Below are 15,485 nucleotides of genomic sequence, written 5' to 3'. Positions count from 1 at the left end.
TGCCGGTATTCGTCACCAATCAGGCTGTTTGCCCTACCGCCGCTTCGGAAGGCGTACGTGGGAAAACCACCGCCGCGAGGAAAGTCAAAGCGCCAAAACCGGCCAGAATCAGGTAAAGCCCCACAAAACCATGACGCGGTTCGACATAGGCAATCAGCGGAATCGCCGTCGCACTGGCACCGAACGATAAACAGTAGCGCAAGGCAAACACTCGTGACTGCCATTGCGGCGCGACGAAGTTGGCGACCATCGAATCGTTCACCGTCACCTGGCCGAACACCACGAACATGAACGCTGCCCCGACGGCGATCACCGCCCAGCCCTCGACATAAGCCAGCGCAAACAGCAACGGCGCCTGACACAACGTCAGCGCGATAAACGGCCACTTCAGGCTGACGCGGTGCAACACCCGACCGATGCTCAACTGCGCAATCGCACCGAAGGCGTAAGCCAGGCTGACCACCACACCAAGGGTTTGCGGTGAGGCGAACAGGTCATGCAAGCGCTCCTGAAACAGTTTCGGATAGGTCATGGTGGTGGCGTTGAACACCACCCCGCCGGTGGCCGTGGCCAGGGCCAGCACGCCGAACACCATGACCATCGAAATACGCTGGCCACCGGCGCCCTTGAGCGCGGTGTGCGGGCGCTTGGGAATCGGCTCCTCGCGAACCTGCAAGGCAAAACCGATCCCCAGCACGATCGCCACGGCACCCGGCAACAGGAATGCCGAGCGCCAGCCGAACTGCGCCACCAACAGCCCGGTAATCAGCGCCGAAAACGCCACGCCAAGATTGCCCCACATGCCGTTGATGCCGATTTCGCGGCCGCGATTTTGCGCATAGGCCACCAGCATCGCCGTGCCGACCGGGTGATAGATCGCGGCAAAAATTCCGATCAGGGTCAGTCCAAGCACCAGCATCGTCGGGCTGTTACTGAGGCCAGTGAAGATTGCCGAGGCACCGATGCCGAAGAAAAACACCAGCATCATCCTTCGCCGGCTCCAGTGATCGCCCAGCCAGCCGGCCGGTAGCGAACACGCGCCGAACGCGATGAAGCCCCCCAGCGACAGGCCGATCAGCGCGGCGTAGTCGAGGGCGAAGGCTTGGGTCATGCCGAGCACGGCGGCAGGGAAAATCAGCATGAACATGTGATCGATCACATGGGCTGCGTTGATGTAGCGAATGACATTTCTGGATTGATTCATCGCGGCACGCTTTTCTTTTTATGAACAGGGAGGGTGTGAGCGCCTATGCTAAGTTGGCGAAAAAGCGCATTCCTGCCATTCAAGTCAGCGAACCGGACATGTTGATCAGCCATTTCGAACACGGCCCGGTGAGTGCCTATCCCCGGGATTATCTCGACGGCGCACACCAGCCATTGCACCTGCATCGCGAGGCACAGCTGCTGTATGCGGTGAGCGGCGTCATGCGGGTGGTCACGGCGCAAGGTGCCTGGGTGCTTCCGCCGACCCGTGCGGTGTGGATACCACCGGAAATCGCCCACGAGATCTTCATGTCCGGCGATGTGCAGATGCGTTCATTGTTCATCGCGCCCGAACTGTCGCCATCCAGCCTGCAACACTGTTGCGTGCTGGCGGTGACGCCGTTGCTGCGTGAACTGATCCTGCGTGCGGTGCAGGGCCCGCCCCACGCCGACAATCCATTGATCCAGCAATTGATGCTGGAGGAACTGGCCGGCCTCGAAAACCTGCCGCTGCACATCCCGATGCCGAGCGATCGTCGCCTGCAAAGCATTTGCCTGGCGCTGCTTCGCACCCCGGATCACCCCAATACCCTGGAAGACTGGGCGCAACAGGTCGGCGCCAGCTCACGCACGTTGGCGCGGCTGTTCCAGCAACAACTGAAGATGAATTTCAACGCCTGGCGCCAGCAACTGCGCCTGATGGAAGCCCTGCCCCGCCTGCTCGCCGGGGACAGCGTGCAGAGCGTGGCGCGGGATCTGGGTTACGGCAGCGCGCGGGCGTTCAGCGCGATGTTTCGCCGTTTGCTCGGGGACAATCCCCGGGAATACCTCAACACCCTGAATCAGCTCAGCTCGATCAATGCATCTCGGTGAACGCGAGCTTCACGCCGATGGCGATCAGCACCGCGCCCATGGTGCGGTCAAACCAGTGGCCCATGCGGGCGAAACCGGCGCGCACACGTTGTTGGCTGAACAACATCGCCACCAGGCAGAACCAGGTGGCGGTCGCGGCAGCCAGGTAAATCCCATAACCGGCCTGTACTGCCAGTGGCGTGTGCGGGTTGATCACCACGGTGAACAGCGACAGGAAAAACAGCGTGGCTTTCGGGTTCAGACCGTTGGTCACGAAGCCTGAAGTGAAGGCGCCACGGGCGGTGCGTTCGCCGGCCTCTTTGTGCAAATCGTCGGTCACGGTCTTGGCCGGCTGCGCGCGCAGCGCCTTGAAGCCGATGTACAGCAGGTAAGCGGCGGCGGCCCATTTCAGGGCGTTGAACAACACGATCGATTGCGAAACGATCAGGCCGATGCCCAGCAGCGAATAACCGACGTGCAGGAAAATCGCCGTGCCCACGCCCAGTGCCGTCCAGGTGCCGGCGCGACGACCGTGGGTCACGCTCTCGCGCACCACCACGGCAAAGTCCGGGCCGGGGCTGGCGACGGCCAGCAGGTGGATCAGTGCAACGGTCAAGAACTCGGTCCAGTACATGGGGGCTCCTTTCGGCCAAGCGTAACGTTTTGTTTCATCTGGTAGGCTCGGCAGATTACGCCTTCCCTTCAAAGCACAACAGGTACAGTTGATGACGAACGCCCACCGCGCCGTATTCCTCGATCACCCTTCCCTGGACCTCGGTGACCTTGACCTCGCGCCGTTGCGCGCCTGCTTCAGCGACCTGCAACTGTTCGCCCAGACACTGCCTGCGCAGGTTGCCGAACGCCTGCAAGGCGCGACCGTGGCCATCAGCAACAAGATCCTGATCGATGCCGCCGCCATGGCCGCCAATCCACAACTGAAACTGATCCTCATCACCGCCACCGGCACCAACAACGTCGATCTGGCCGCCGCCCGCGCCCACGGCATCACTGTGTGCAACTGCCAGGGTTACGGCACACCGTCGGTGGCGCAACACACGATCATGCTGTTGCTCAACCTCGCCACGCGGCTGGCGGACTATCAGAAAGCCGTCGGCGAAGGACGCTGGCAGCAGGCGAAACAGTTCTGCCTGTTGGATTACCCGATCGTCGAGCTGGAGGGCAAAACCCTCGGCCTGCTCGGGCACGGCGAACTCGGCGGCGCGGTCGCGCGTCTGGCCGAAGCCTTTGGCATGCGCGTATTGCTGGGGCAGATTCCGGGGCGCCCGGCCCGTCCGGATCGTCTGCCGCTGGAAGAACTGCTGCCACAGATCGATGCCCTCACCCTGCACTGCCCGCTCAATGAACACACCCGGCATTTCATCGGTGCCCGCGAACTGGCGTCCATGAAACCCGGCGCTTTTGTGGTCAACACCGCCCGTGGCGGGCTGATCGACGAACAGGCCCTGGCCGATGCCTTGCGCAACGGTCATCTGGGCGGCGCGGCCACCGATGTGCTCAGCGTCGAGCCACCGACTAATGGCAATCCACTGTTGGCTGCCGACATCCCGCGCCTGATCGTCACCCCGCATAACGCCTGGGGCAGTCGCGAAGCGCGGCAGCGGATCGTCGGCCAACTGGTGGAAAACACCCAGGCGTTCTACAGCGGTAAGGCGCTGCGGGTCGTCAGTTGATAAACTGCGGCACTTTTTTTCACAGGAGCAGTTATGGATCCGCGCAGTGAAGTACTGCTTCGTCAGGTCGAGTTATTCCAGGGTTCGCTGTTGTTGGCCGGTCTGCCCGCCGACGATCTGCTCGGGCGCCTGCCCAACGCCTTTGGCTGGTGCTGGCATGCCGGCGATCAGGCGGCGCTCGATGCGCGCTTTGAAGGCCGCAGCCATTTCGGCGTCAACGTGCCGGAGCGCGAGTTCGACAGCGCGGTGGTGTTCCTGCCCAAGTCCAAGGACCTGACCGATTACATCCTCAACGCCGTGGCCTCACGCCTGGCCGGGCGCGAAGTGTTTCTGGTCGGGGAAAAGCGCAGCGGCATCGAAGGTGCCTCCAAGCAACTCAACCCGTTCGGCAAGCCACGCAAGCTCGACAGCGCGCGTCATTGCCAACTCTGGCAAGTGACGATAGCCAACGCCCCTGAAGCCAAATCCCTGGAAAGTCTGGCGCAGACTTATGAGCTGCCACTGGCCGAAGGCCCGCTGAAAGTCATCAGCCTGCCGGGCGTCTTCAGCCATGGCCGACTGGATCGCGGCAGCGCCCTGCTGCTGGAGCATCTGGACAAACTGCCGAGCGGTCACCTGCTGGATTTCGGTTGCGGTGCCGGCGTGCTTGGCGCGGCGGTCAAACGTCGCTACCCGCACAATCAGGTCACATTGCTCGACGTCGACGCCTTCGCTGCCGCCAGCAGTCGCCTGACTCTGGCAGCCAACGGTCTGGAAGCCGACGTGTTGACCGGTGACGGAATCGACGCTGCGCCGATGGGTTTGAACGCGATTCTGAGCAACCCACCGTTCCACGTCGGCGTTCACACCGACTACTTCGCCACCGAGAACTTGCTGCGAAAAGCGGCCAAACATCTGAAAAACGGCGGCGAACTGCGTCTGGTGGCGAACAGTTTCCTGAAGTACCAGCCACTGATCGAAGAGCATCTGGGCGTGTGCGCGATCAAGGCCGAAGGCAATGGTTTCCGGATTTACCGGGCCAAACGCGGCTGAAAATTAGCACTTGCCGAATGGATTCTGCCTAGGCAGAATCCGCTCCGTCCTAGGGGAGTAGTCTCCCACGAGCACCATGCTCGTCCGGCATACGTCAACATACTTGATCCTCAGATCATGGCGTATGCGACCCAAGCGTCCGCAGCAGACGGATCGCAGGGTTTGACAAGACCTATGACACGCACACCTTACCCGGGGCGGGAAGGCTGTACGTGTCATAGCCGTGTCGACCCGCCCCTTAGGAAATCCTGATGCTGGACTCGTTACTCGTTCCCACCGCAATCGTTGCCTTGGCCGAAATCGGCGACAAGACGCAACTGCTCGCGCTGATTCTCGCCGCTCGCTTTCGCAAACCCTGGCCGATCATTGCCGGTATCGTCGCTGCGACCCTGGCCAACCACGCGGCAGCCGGTGCGGTAGGCGCCTGGTTCGGCAGCTTCTTCTCCGATGCGGTCCTGCACTGGATTCTCGCCGCGAGCTTCACCGCAACCGCCCTGTGGACGCTGGTGCCGGACAAGATGGATGACGATGAAGCCAGCACCGCCCGCAAGTTCGGGCCGTTCCTGACCACCCTGATCGCATTCTTCCTCGCGGAAATCGGTGACAAGACCCAGATCGCCACCGTGATGCTGGCCGCGCAATACCCGGAACTGTGGCTGGTGATCATCGGCACTACGCTCGGCATGTTGATTGCCAACGTACCGGTGGTTCTGGCGGGTAACTTTGCCGCAGACAAATTGCCATTGACCCTGATCCGTCGCCTCGCGGCTTCGGCATTCATGATTCTGGCAATCGTCGCGGTGTACAAGGCGATGCAGAGCAGCGGCTGGGTTTAATCATGCCAACGCCACTCGTTCCCACGCTCTGCGTGGGAACGCAGCCGGGGACGCTCTGCGCCCCGATGGAACGCGGAGCGTCCCTTGAGGCATTCCCACGCGGAGCGTGGGAATGATCACCTTAGCCGCACTGAAGGAATATCAGGACTTTGGCGCTTTTTCGTAAAGCGGCATGACCTTCGGAATGGCCGCCTGCAACGAGGCGATCCGGCTGGAGGATGCCGGGTGAGTGCTCATGAACTCTGGTGGCGCGCCTTCGGACGCCTTGCTCATCTTGTTCCACAAGGTGATCGCGGCGTTCGGGTTGTAGCCGGCGCGAGCGGCCAGTTCCAGGCCGATCAGGTCGGCTTCGTTTTCGTTGGCACGGCTGTTGGGCAGCGTCATCCCGTAGTTGGCCACGGTGTCGGCCAGCGCCAGGCTGTCCTGACCCAGACCGAGCAACGCACCGGCGCCCTGCTTGGCCATCTCGATGCCATAGGCCTTGGACATTGCTTCACGACCGTGCTCGCGCAGGGCGTGGGCGATTTCATGGCCCATGACCGCGGCGATTTCATCGTCGGTCAGTTTCAGGCTGTCGATCAGCCCGGTGTAGAAAATGATCTTGCCGCCAGGGCCGCAGTTGGCGTTGAGTTCGTCACTCTTGATCAGGTTCACTTCCCACTGCCACTGCGCGGCATCCGGACGGAAGTTCGGCGCCTGGGCGATCAGACGGTTGGCAATCGCCTGAACCCGCTTGGCTTCGTTGCTGGTCTTGTCCAGCACACCTTTGCTGGACGCCTCGCCAACGGTCTTCTGATAGGACTGGGCATACATCTGGTCGACCTCTTGCGAGGACAGCATGCTGAACATGTACTGCTTGCGCTCCACGCCCACGGCACCGCCGCTGGTGGTGTTGACCGACTGACAACCGGCCAGCAACAGCGCCGCGCTCAGTGCACTTACAACCAAAGTCTTGTTCATTCAAAAGCTCCCTGAAAACATGCCGCGTATCCTAGGCGGGTAATTGTATCGACGCCAGATACAACAGACGTGATGCACCTGTTTTCAGAAGACACCGCTCGGCCCTGTAGGAAAAAATTCACATCCGCCGACAAGCCCTCTGCAACTGCGTCGCACACTGATCCATTTGCGACATCCACCTTCAATTGCTCGCACTTCGCCTCATGGCGCAATAGTGGCTGCCGATACAGCAGCGCAGATGTCCTCTTGCGTGCGGAGCTTCCATGAAATTCAAGTCGATCCAGTTTTCCGTGGCGGCCCTGGCCGGCGCCATCGTTCTCAGCGTGGTGGCTGCGCTGGTGCTGTATGCGCTGTTTTCCGGCGCCCGCACTCAAGAGATGGTCCAACAACGGACACAAGCCCAGTTCGAACAAGTCATCGAACAACGCCTGACCTCGCTGGCGCAGACCCAGGTCAGCCAGATCCAGCGCGAGCTGGAAGCGCCGCTGCTGATTGCCGGCGGACTGGTGCGGGTCAACGCCCTGCTCGGCACGCCAGGCGCCGATGGCCAGCCACGACTGACCGTCAGCCGCGAGCAACTGATCAGCCTGATCAAGGAAAACGTCGAGAAAAACCCAAAGATTCTCGGCACCTACATCGGCTGGGAAAAGAACGCACTGGACCACAATGACGCGGCTTATGTCGGCACCAGCGTGGTCGGCATCGACGCCGCCAACGGGCGCTTCTTGCCGTGGTGGTTCCGCAACGAGGACGGCACACTCGGCCTGGACAAACTGGTGGACGTCGACGACCAGAAAGTCCTGTCCACCGGCGTGCGCGCCAGCGAGTACTACCTGTGCTCGAAAGAAACCAAAAAATCCTGCGTGATCGATCCGGCGCCCTACAAGGTCGGCGACAAGATCGTCATGCTCGCGTCCTTCATTGAACCGATCATGCTCAACGGCGCGTTCCAGGGCATCGTCGGCGCCGACCTGTCGGTGAACTTCATTCAGGAAATGCTCCTGGGCGCGAACCAGAAACTGTACAGCGGCGCCGGGCAAATGGCCCTGATCGGCGGCAACGGCCGGATCGTTGCCTACACCAAGGACCCGAGCAAATTCGGCGAGAAGGTCAGCGACATCCTCGACGCCCAGCAGATTGCCAACATGGCCAATCTCAAGCGCGGCGAAGTGACCTACACCGTCAATAAGGAGTCGGGCCGGATCGAACTGTACCTGCCATTCGGCATCGGTCAGACCGACGCACGCTGGACGCTGATGCTGCAACTGCCGCTCAACGCGGTGATGGCCGACCTGCAGAAACTCCAGGGTGACCTCGACGCCCAGCGCAAATCCGACACCTTCGGCATGGCCATGGTCGGCCTGATCATCGCCGGCCTCGGCCTGTTGGTGATCTGGCTGGTGGGCCACGGCATCGCCCGACCGCTGAAGCAAATGGTGACCATGCTCGATGACATCGCCCAGGGCGAAGGCGACCTGACCCGTCGCTTGAGCAGTGATCGCAAAGACGAACTTGGCTCAATCGCCAAAGGCTTCAACACCTTCCTCGCGAAGTTGCAGGCGATGATCACACAGGTAGTGACGTCGGTGCAGAGTGTCAGCGATTCGTCGGAGCACACGGCGGACATCGCGATCCGCACCAATATCGGCATACAGAAGCAGATGGCCGAGATTGATCAGGTCGCCACCGCCGTGCAGGAAATGACCGCCACTGCCCAGGACGTGGCGCGCAACGCGACCCAGGCCGCGCAAGCCGCCAGCCATGCCGATCAGGCTGCCAGCCAGGGGATGCAGATCGTGCGCGACACGTCGAATTCGATCGGCGTGCTGGCCGTGGAAATCGGCAAGGCGGTGGACGTGGTGCAGACGCTGGCCAAGGACAGCGAAAACATCAACGCGATCCTCATCGCCATTCGCGGGATCGCCGAGCAGACCAACCTGCTGGCCCTCAACGCGGCCATCGAAGCCGCCCGTGCCGGTGAGCAGGGACGCGGGTTTGCCGTGGTGGCCGACGAGGTGCGCAACCTGGCGCAGAAAACCCAGAAAGCCACCGAAGAAATCCAGAGCATGATCCAGCAACTGCAACAGGGCACCCGCGATGTGGTGCGGGTCATGGAAGACAGCCAGAACCGCACCGACGAAAGCGTGCAGCACGCGGCCAAGGCAGCCGAAGCGCTGGAGACCATCACCCAGGCGGTGTCGGTGATCAACGACATGAACACCCAGATCGCCAGCGCCGCCGAAGAACAGAGCGCGGTGGCCGACGACATCAACCGCAACGTGATCAACATCGGTCAGGTGGCGAATGAAGTGGCGGGCGGTGCGGACGAGTCGAGTTCGGCGAGTGCGGATTTGACCAAATTGGCGGAGCAGCAGCGACGGTTGATCAATCAGTTCAAGGTCTGATCAATCAGGCCGGAGTCAGGCACTCCGGCCCGTTGAGTTTCGGATCATTGACCATGTTCGCCAGCACCCGCTCGCGCAAGGCGGCGGGTTCGCTGGCGAGCAGGCCTTGCAGGACATGCAACGGCGTCTCGGGATCGAGCCACGCCGCCTGCCCTGCCTCATCGAGAATCAACGGCCGGCGCTGACTGGCCGCCGGTTGAGTGATCACCGCGGTGCTCAGCCAGACCTGCTCCTGCACCGGATACGCTTCCCAGATCGCCGCGAAAAACAGCGAAGAGCCTTCCCCCGGCGTCAACCAGTACGGTCGCTTGCGCGTGGTGCCGCGCCATTCGTAAAAGCCGTTGGCCGGCAGCAGGCAACGGCGCAGGCGCAGGGCTTCGCGAAACATCGGTTGTTCGGCGACGGTTTCGGCCCGGGCATGGGCCGGAGTGCGCGACAAATCAGTCAGCCACGGCGGCGTCAGGCCCCAACGGGCGCGGGCCAGCGTGCGCTGGCCATCGGCTTCGGCGCGCAGCATAAGCACCGAATCATTGGGGGAAATGTTCCACTGCGCCAGCTGATCGGCGGGAAAACCTGGCAGCGCCGCGAAGTCGCGGTTCCAGCGAAACAGGGCATAACGTCCACACATGGGGCAGCACGACTCAAGGATAAAACGAACGCCAGCCTAACAGACCAGCGTACCGGGGAAGCTCTCCGGTTCATCGCCGGGCAGCGGCAGCGCGGCATTGTACGCGCTGATCAGCTCGCGGGCGTATTCGGCCTGATCGTTCTCGACCGACAATCCGAGCAAACCGAAGATCGGCAACTCGCCCGTGCCACCGAGCAAATCGCGCCCGACCAGATGCGCCTCGATGCCTTCGCTGGCAAGCATGCCCTTGAGCATCTCGCCTTCCATCAGGTTTTCTGGCTCGTAGATTCGCTGCATGGGCGCACCTCACTCGTTTTCGCTGAAGACTTCCAGAAACCAGTCCTCGCCATGGACCTGCAGGACGAACGTAATCGGCCGGCAGCACACCTGACAGTCTTCGATATAGGTCTGATCGCCCCCCGACAGATCCACGGACGTCTCGACCTCTTCACCACAATACGGACATTCATATACTGCGCTTTCCAGCATCGCGGTCTCCCGGGTGACTTGTGCGTATAATCGCCGGTCTATTTGCAGGGCTATTTTTGTCTGGCTACTTTTTCAGACCGTGCCCCGTTGGTTTTCGATCAAAACCTTTACTTACCCTAGCCGTTTCCAACAAGAGAGCATGATGGGCGAATTCGATGCCATCCGACCTTACGACGACAGCGAAGTACCTGCGGTACTGGCAAGACTGCTCGGCGACAAGGCGTTTCTAGATATCCTCACCCACTTCCGCTTCCCGCGTTTCGCCGGTGCCTTCGGCTGGATGCTCAAACCACTTATAGCCCATCGGCTGCGTCGTGAGTTCGCCGACGTGACATCGGTGGCGACTTTGCAGGACAAGGTCGAGTTCTACGTCGACCACACCATCGAGCGCGCCACCGACGGCGTGACCTACACCGGTGTCGAGCAATTCAAGTCCGGCAGCGCTTATCTGTTCATCGCCAACCACCGCGACATCGTGATGGACCCGGCCTTCGTCAACTATGCGGTGTACCACGCCGGCCTGCCGACCCCGCGCATCGCGATTGGCGACAACCTGCTGCAAAAACCGTTCGTCAGCGACCTGATGCGCTTGAACAAGAGCTTCATCGTTCACCGTTCGATCACCGGGCGCCGCGAGAAAATGGCCGCTTATCAACTGCTGTCGGCCTACATCAACCACTCGATCCGCAACGATTGCGCCTCGATCTGGATCGCCCAGGCTGAAGGCCGCGCGAAGGACGGCGACGACCGTACCGAGTCGGCGATCCTCAAGATGTTCCACATGAGCCGCAAGGACGAGCCGTTCGGCGAGGTCATCCAGTCGCTGAACCTGACCCCGGTGTCGATCAGCTACGAATATGACCCATGCGACCAGGCCAAGGCCCGCGAGCTGTACATCCGCGCTACCACCGGTACCTACAGCAAGGCGCCGGGCGAGGATGACGTGAGCATCGCCAAGGGCATCACCGGCTACAAGGGCCGGGTGCACGTGAACTTCGCCGCGCCGATCACCGAACTGTTCGAAGACACCAAGCAATTGGCGGTCGAGATGGACAAGCAGATTCTCGGCGGCTACCGGTTGTTCCCGGTGCACTACCTGGCGTACGCGCAGTGGGCGGATACTGATCCGCAACTGAATGTGCCGAAGGCTGCCGAGGTGTTCGGCGCCGAGGAACTGGCCAAGGCTCAGGAAGAGTGGCAGAACCGATTGGATGCCTGCCCTGAAGAGCATCGTCCGTATCTGGTGCTGCAATATGCGACGCCGGTGCGCAATCAGTACCGGGTCAAGGCTGGCGTGCCGCTGTAAGCGGTTTCGGCTGGATACAAAAACGGCGCCTTCGGGCGCCGCTTTTCGTTCAGTAGCGGGTACTGATCCAGGACACCAGCAACGCCAGGCCCAGACAGGCAAAGCCGAAGCGGTAGAAGAAGCGGTTCATGCGCAAGGTCGCCCAATCCAGCACCGGCTCCTGATCAGGCCGACTCTGACGCTGGGCCGCGATACTGGCCATCGCCCGCTGTTCACGGCGGCGGGTCGCGTGCAACAGCCAACTGCCCGGGAAGGCCAACAGCAAGGCCAGCAGGTTGATCAGTTTGGCGGGATGGGCGGTAAACAGCGTCATCAAGTGCAGCGACATCACAGACCTCAATCTAAACCGGAATGGCGAACGCCAGACCGACGACCGCGGCGCGGATTCTACCGAAACCCTCCCCCACAGCCCTACCCTTTACGACAAATAACGCATCAATCGACCGATGGCTGTCCTGTGTCACGGCATCGTCATTTGTTTCGGCCACCCTGCGCGCCTCGAAACGTAAACGGAATGCGACATGCTTCACGCTGAAAACCAGGATCGCCTGTACCTCATCTCCCCGTCCGACGAACAACAGACCCTCGTCGGCAGCCTGGCCTTCAATGTTCAGGACCGTCACTGGCTGGTGTATTGCGCCCTCGGCGGGCACCAGCATGCGGACTTGCCCGAGACCGACCTGCTGACCGGCGTCAGCGTCCTCGACTTCTATTCGCAAGCCGCCTGAACGAAAAAAGCCCGGGGCCATCACTGGCCCCGGGCTTTTTCACATCAACCGAAAACTTATTCGGCGAGGATCTGACCCACGGTCGGATCCTTGAACAGACGAGTCAGCGCATCGCTCAGCACATCGCTGACCAGTTTGGTGTTGGTTTCCTGGTTCGGCGCCATGCCGAAACGCTGGTCCAGCGACGCGCCGTAACGGCCGCTGTAGCGACGGTTGCCGCTCTGCACGTCGGAACGGAAAGTCGCGCCGATAGTGGCCTCGGTCACGTACATGCCTTCTTTCGGCGACTGATATTTCAGTTCAGTCAGGGTCACGGTCAGTTGTGGAGCATTCATCGCGCCGTTGGACGGGGTGAAGCCCAGCAGACGCACGGCCGCTTCGGCCTGAGCCTGCAACTTCGGCAGGATCTGCTCGCGCTGTACGGTGATGGCGCTGGTTTCCGGGTACAAGCCACCGCGGGTGCCCAGGGTTGGCGACGGACGACCGTCGACCACGCGGACCACGACAGGCTGGCCGTGGCCGACCGGTGCCAGCTGAGTGGTCAGCTTCGGTTCCGGGCTCAGTTGTTGCGGGCTGTGGGCGCAGCCAACCAGGGTCAAACTGGTCACAGTGATCAAACCGAACAACAGGCGTTGCAACATGCTCTTCTCTCCAGAATCAGGCACAGACAGGCCCGCAGTATAGCGGTGGGCCACTGTGGGTCACCAGCACTGAAATCTCTGACAAACCCCGGCGCACGCGGTTCCTGTCACAGATTGTTCACCGCCCTTACATGTTCGCTTCACGGTCTTTTGACAATCTTCGTCACAGATCTCCAGAAGGAACACACACCATGCGCTATCTGATCTCGTTGTTCGCTCCACGTCCGCTGCACCGCAGCTTCGCCCTGCTCGACCACAACGGCCATTGCCAGGCTTTCAAACAGTGCAGCCTGCAGCCTATGGGTGACGGCTGGGTCGAAATCGAGGAAATCCGCCTCAACTGGTTGCACCAGCCTCTGCCTGCCAGCGCCCGGGTCGAACAGCACCGCCCTCGTGCACGAGCTCAGGCGATGTTGAGCATCTGACCGGATGCCTAATAAAAGTCATTAAACTCGACCAACTCCCCGCATTTCTTCGATACAATCTCCCCCCGATTATAAGGACGTCTCCTGATCGGGCCCCGCAACAGCGTCAATGCACTTGCATTGGCATCAAAATCGCCCACAGAGAGCCGCCCACACAGATCGAGTGAAGCTGGCGTGCTTGCTGTTTCCCTGGCAAATCCCCGCTTTTCGCGAATCTGCAGAGCTGTCATGACGCTCGGTCACTGAGTTGTTTGCCCGTTTTGCCTGCCCATGTATCGCGTGGCGGCAATCCTTCCGGGCACGGTGCCAGGCCCGGACAGCCCTTTTTGAGGTTCACGTCTTCAAAAGAGCGTGAAAAAAACGGGTTTTCACAACTTCACAAGAGTGTGGCGAGCAAATGAATAGTTTTGCGTCTGAACATGCACCATTAGCGTCTGAAACAGCCCAACGACACAGGAACGGGTACGCCTCGAATACCGGAGCCTGAAGCCTGTCCGCTACGGATTTGGTTGCACAAACGGATGTCTCGACCATAAGTCGAATTGCCAGCCCCGTGCTGAAATGAGTTCATGTGACTCTTGAAGCCAGGCCGCACGCATCCGTCGAAGTTGCGAAAAATTGCGAAGATTCGGACATGGCAAACCTGGCCATGGGTACCTGGGGCGCCACTGACCTGCCCCGGACACCTGGCAGCCATGCCGACAATTTGGTGCTGCAGATTTTGGAGACGCGTTAAATGGCGCATAACGAAGCAGTCGACGTAGTTCTGGTTGGGGCCGGCATCATGAGTGCCACCCTTGCAGTCCTGCTCAAAGAGCTCGACCCGGCGATCAAGCTGGAAGTCGTCGAGCTGATGGATTCCGGTGCCGCGGAAAGTTCCAACCCGTGGAACAATGCCGGTACCGGCCACGCCGGCCTGTGCGAGCTGAACTACACGCCGCAGGCTGCCGACGGCACCGTCGACATCAAGAAAGCCGTGCACATCAACACCCAGTTCGAGGTGTCGAAGCAGTTCTGGTCGTACCTGACCAAGAAAGGCACGTTCGGCTCGTGCAAATCCTTCATCAGCCCGGTGCCGCACCTGAGCTACGTCGAAGGCGAAAAAGGCGTTTCGTTCCTCAAGGAACGCTTCAACGTGCTGCACAAGCACCACGCCTTCGCCGACATGGAATACACCGAAGACAAGGCGAAGATGGCCGAGTGGATGCCATTGATGATGCCGGGGCGCCCGCAAGACCAGGTGCTCGCCGCCACCCGCGTGATCAACGGCACCGACGTCAACTTCGGCGCGCTGACCAATCAGTTGCTCAAGCACCTGACCAGCGCTCCGGATGCCCAGGTCAAATACTGCAAGCGCGTAACCGGCCTCAAGCGTAACGCCAACGGCTGGACCGTGAGCATCAAGGACGTCAACAGCGGCAGCAGCCGCGAAGTCGACGCCAAATTCGTGTTCCTCGGCGCCGGTGGCGCGGCCCTGCCGCTGCTGCAAGCCTCGGGCATCGAAGAAAGCAAAGGCTTCGGCGGCTTCCCGATCAGCGGCCAGTGGCTGCGTTGCGACAACCCGGAAGTGGTCAAGCATCACCAGGCCAAGGTCTACAGCCAGGCTGCGGTAGGTTCGCCACCGATGTCGGTGCCGCACCTCGACACCCGCGTGGTCGATGGCAAGAAGTCCCTGCTGTTCGGGCCATACGCCGGTTTCACCACCAAGTTCCTCAAGCACGGTTCCTTCATGGACCTGCCGCTGTCGGTTCGCGCTGGCAACATCGGCCCGATGCTGGCCGTGGCGAAGAACAACATGGACCTGACCAAGTACCTGGTCAGCGAAGTGATGCAGTCGATGGAACAGCGTCTGGAATCCCTGCGTCGTTTCTACCCGGAGGCGAAAGCCGAAGACTGGCGCCTGGAAGTGGCCGGCCAACGGGTGCAGATCATCAAGAAAGACCCGAAAAAAGGCGGCATTCTGCAGTTCGGTACCGAACTGGTAGCCGCGAAGGACGGCTCCCTCGCCGCCCTGCTCGGCGCTTCGCCAGGTGCTTCGGTGACCGTTTCGATCATGCTGGAACTGATCGAGAAATGCTTCCCGGCCAAGGCCAAGGGGGAGTGGGCTGCCAAACTGGCGGAAATCTTCCCGGCCCGTGAAAAGGTCCTGGAAACCGACGCTGCGCTGTATCGCAAGATCAACGCGCACAACAACGTCGCGCTGGAACTGGTTGCAGCCAGTAACGAGACCGAAAGCTACGCCTGATTCGGCTCCATGAAAAACGCCCCGCACTCACTGAGTGCGGGGCG

General features: G+C 61.1%; 17 protein-coding genes, 1 pseudogene and 1 riboswitch. Of the genes and pseudogenes, 10 read left to right on the top strand and 8 right to left on the bottom strand.

Annotated features, from left to right (window positions below; genetic code table 11):
• Positions 1–19: 19 nt before the first annotated feature.
• Positions 20–1,204, bottom strand: a complete 1,185-nt coding sequence (locus AC07VV_RS28525) for an MFS transporter (RefSeq protein ID WP_495038153.1) — start codon at positions 1,202–1,204, stop codon at positions 20–22.
• Between the two features lie 98 nt (positions 1,205–1,302).
• On the opposite strand from AC07VV_RS28525, the gene AC07VV_RS28520 reads away from it, so the two are divergent.
• Positions 1,303–2,076 carry an AraC family transcriptional regulator gene (locus AC07VV_RS28520; protein ID WP_495038187.1) on the top strand — a complete coding sequence of 258 codons (774 nt, stop codon included), beginning with the start codon at positions 1,303–1,305 and terminating at the stop codon, positions 2,074–2,076.
• On the opposite strand, the gene AC07VV_RS28515 is transcribed toward AC07VV_RS28520, so the two are convergent.
• The gene (locus AC07VV_RS28515) at positions 2,060–2,689 is read right to left on the bottom strand and encodes a LysE family translocator (RefSeq protein WP_085700862.1); all 630 of its coding nucleotides are present in this window, start codon (positions 2,687–2,689) and stop codon (positions 2,060–2,062) included. The genes AC07VV_RS28520 and AC07VV_RS28515 overlap by 17 nt on opposite strands.
• Positions 2,690–2,780: 91 nt before the next feature.
• On the opposite strand from AC07VV_RS28515, the gene AC07VV_RS28510 reads away from it, so the two are divergent.
• From AC07VV_RS28510 to AC07VV_RS28500, 3 genes are all read left to right on the top strand, one after another.
• Entirely contained in the window at positions 2,781–3,746 is a 966-nt protein-coding gene (locus AC07VV_RS28510) for a 2-hydroxyacid dehydrogenase (protein ID WP_114885455.1), read from the top strand.
• Between the two features lie 33 nt (positions 3,747–3,779).
• Positions 3,780–4,778 carry a methyltransferase gene (locus tag AC07VV_RS28505; RefSeq protein ID WP_495038152.1) on the top strand — a complete coding sequence of 333 codons (999 nt, stop codon included), beginning with the start codon at positions 3,780–3,782 and terminating at the stop codon, positions 4,776–4,778.
• A 39-nt stretch (positions 4,779–4,817) separates the two neighbouring features.
• A riboswitch (yybP-ykoY riboswitch) is annotated at positions 4,818–4,942 on the top strand.
• A gap of 87 nt (positions 4,943–5,029) precedes the next feature.
• Positions 5,030–5,614, top strand: a complete 585-nt coding sequence (locus tag AC07VV_RS28500) for a TMEM165/GDT1 family protein (RefSeq protein WP_096822781.1) — start codon at positions 5,030–5,032, stop codon at positions 5,612–5,614.
• A gap of 141 nt (positions 5,615–5,755) precedes the next feature.
• On the opposite strand, the gene AC07VV_RS28495 is transcribed toward AC07VV_RS28500, so the two are convergent.
• Positions 5,756–6,574, bottom strand: a complete 819-nt coding sequence (locus AC07VV_RS28495; protein WP_096822780.1) for a M48 family metallopeptidase — start codon at positions 6,572–6,574, stop codon at positions 5,756–5,758.
• Between the two features lie 263 nt (positions 6,575–6,837).
• On the opposite strand from AC07VV_RS28495, the pseudogene AC07VV_RS28490 reads away from it, so the two are divergent.
• Together AC07VV_RS28490 and AC07VV_RS28485 are read left to right on the top strand one after the other, a co-directional pair.
• Positions 6,838–8,124, top strand: a pseudogene (locus tag AC07VV_RS28490) (methyl-accepting chemotaxis protein); the annotation flags it as partial.
• Between the two features lie 12 nt (positions 8,125–8,136).
• Entirely contained in the window at positions 8,137–8,979 is an 843-nt protein-coding gene (locus AC07VV_RS28485) for a methyl-accepting chemotaxis protein (protein WP_495038186.1), read from the top strand.
• Positions 8,980–8,983: 4 nt separating this feature from the next.
• On the opposite strand, the gene AC07VV_RS28480 is transcribed toward AC07VV_RS28485, so the two are convergent.
• The 3 genes from AC07VV_RS28480 to AC07VV_RS28470 are packed head-to-tail and all read right to left on the bottom strand — an operon-like array spanning position 8,984 to position 10,096.
• Positions 8,984–9,607, bottom strand: a complete 624-nt coding sequence (locus AC07VV_RS28480) for an SOS response-associated peptidase (protein WP_096822778.1) — start codon at positions 9,605–9,607, stop codon at positions 8,984–8,986.
• A gap of 36 nt (positions 9,608–9,643) precedes the next feature.
• Positions 9,644–9,904 carry a putative signal transducing protein gene (locus AC07VV_RS28475; protein WP_085709319.1) on the bottom strand — a complete coding sequence of 87 codons (261 nt, stop codon included), beginning with the start codon at positions 9,902–9,904 and terminating at the stop codon, positions 9,644–9,646.
• Between the two features lie 9 nt (positions 9,905–9,913).
• A complete protein-coding gene (locus tag AC07VV_RS28470) occupies positions 9,914–10,096 on the bottom strand; it encodes a CPXCG motif-containing cysteine-rich protein (RefSeq protein ID WP_495038151.1) in 183 nt (60 codons plus the stop codon).
• Between the two features lie 142 nt (positions 10,097–10,238).
• Between AC07VV_RS28470 and AC07VV_RS28465 the strand changes: the two genes are divergently transcribed.
• Positions 10,239–11,402, top strand: a complete 1,164-nt coding sequence (locus tag AC07VV_RS28465; RefSeq protein ID WP_495038150.1) for a 1-acyl-sn-glycerol-3-phosphate acyltransferase — start codon at positions 10,239–10,241, stop codon at positions 11,400–11,402.
• 49 nt (positions 11,403–11,451) lie between these two features.
• Here AC07VV_RS28465 and AC07VV_RS28460 read toward each other — a convergent pair whose 3' ends face one another.
• Positions 11,452–11,730 carry a hypothetical protein gene (locus AC07VV_RS28460; protein ID WP_096822775.1) on the bottom strand — a complete coding sequence of 93 codons (279 nt, stop codon included), beginning with the start codon at positions 11,728–11,730 and terminating at the stop codon, positions 11,452–11,454.
• A 193-nt stretch (positions 11,731–11,923) separates the two neighbouring features.
• Between AC07VV_RS28460 and AC07VV_RS28455 the strand changes: the two genes are divergently transcribed.
• Positions 11,924–12,130, top strand: coding sequence for a hypothetical protein (locus AC07VV_RS28455; protein WP_039766399.1), 207 nt, complete (start codon positions 11,924–11,926; stop codon positions 12,128–12,130).
• A 56-nt stretch (positions 12,131–12,186) separates the two neighbouring features.
• Here AC07VV_RS28455 and AC07VV_RS28450 read toward each other — a convergent pair whose 3' ends face one another.
• Complete coding sequence (locus AC07VV_RS28450; protein ID WP_096822774.1) at positions 12,187–12,771, bottom strand: YajG family lipoprotein; 585 nt, start codon at positions 12,769–12,771, stop codon at positions 12,187–12,189.
• Positions 12,772–12,962: 191 nt separating this feature from the next.
• On the opposite strand from AC07VV_RS28450, the gene AC07VV_RS28445 reads away from it, so the two are divergent.
• Both AC07VV_RS28445 and mqo read left to right on the top strand, forming a co-directional pair.
• On the top strand, positions 12,963–13,196 hold the full coding sequence (locus AC07VV_RS28445; RefSeq protein WP_085733640.1) for a hypothetical protein: 234 nt from the start codon (positions 12,963–12,965) through the stop codon (positions 13,194–13,196).
• A gap of 736 nt (positions 13,197–13,932) precedes the next feature.
• The gene (gene mqo / locus AC07VV_RS28440; protein ID WP_495038149.1) at positions 13,933–15,441 is read left to right on the top strand and encodes a malate dehydrogenase (quinone); all 1,509 of its coding nucleotides are present in this window, start codon (positions 13,933–13,935) and stop codon (positions 15,439–15,441) included.
• Positions 15,442–15,485 lie beyond the last annotated feature (44 nt).

This window comes from Pseudomonas sp. GW821-FHT02C04 (assembly GCF_059421845.1).
Note: the sequence above shows the minus strand (reverse complement) of the source record. Positions and strands in the feature narration are given on the sequence as shown.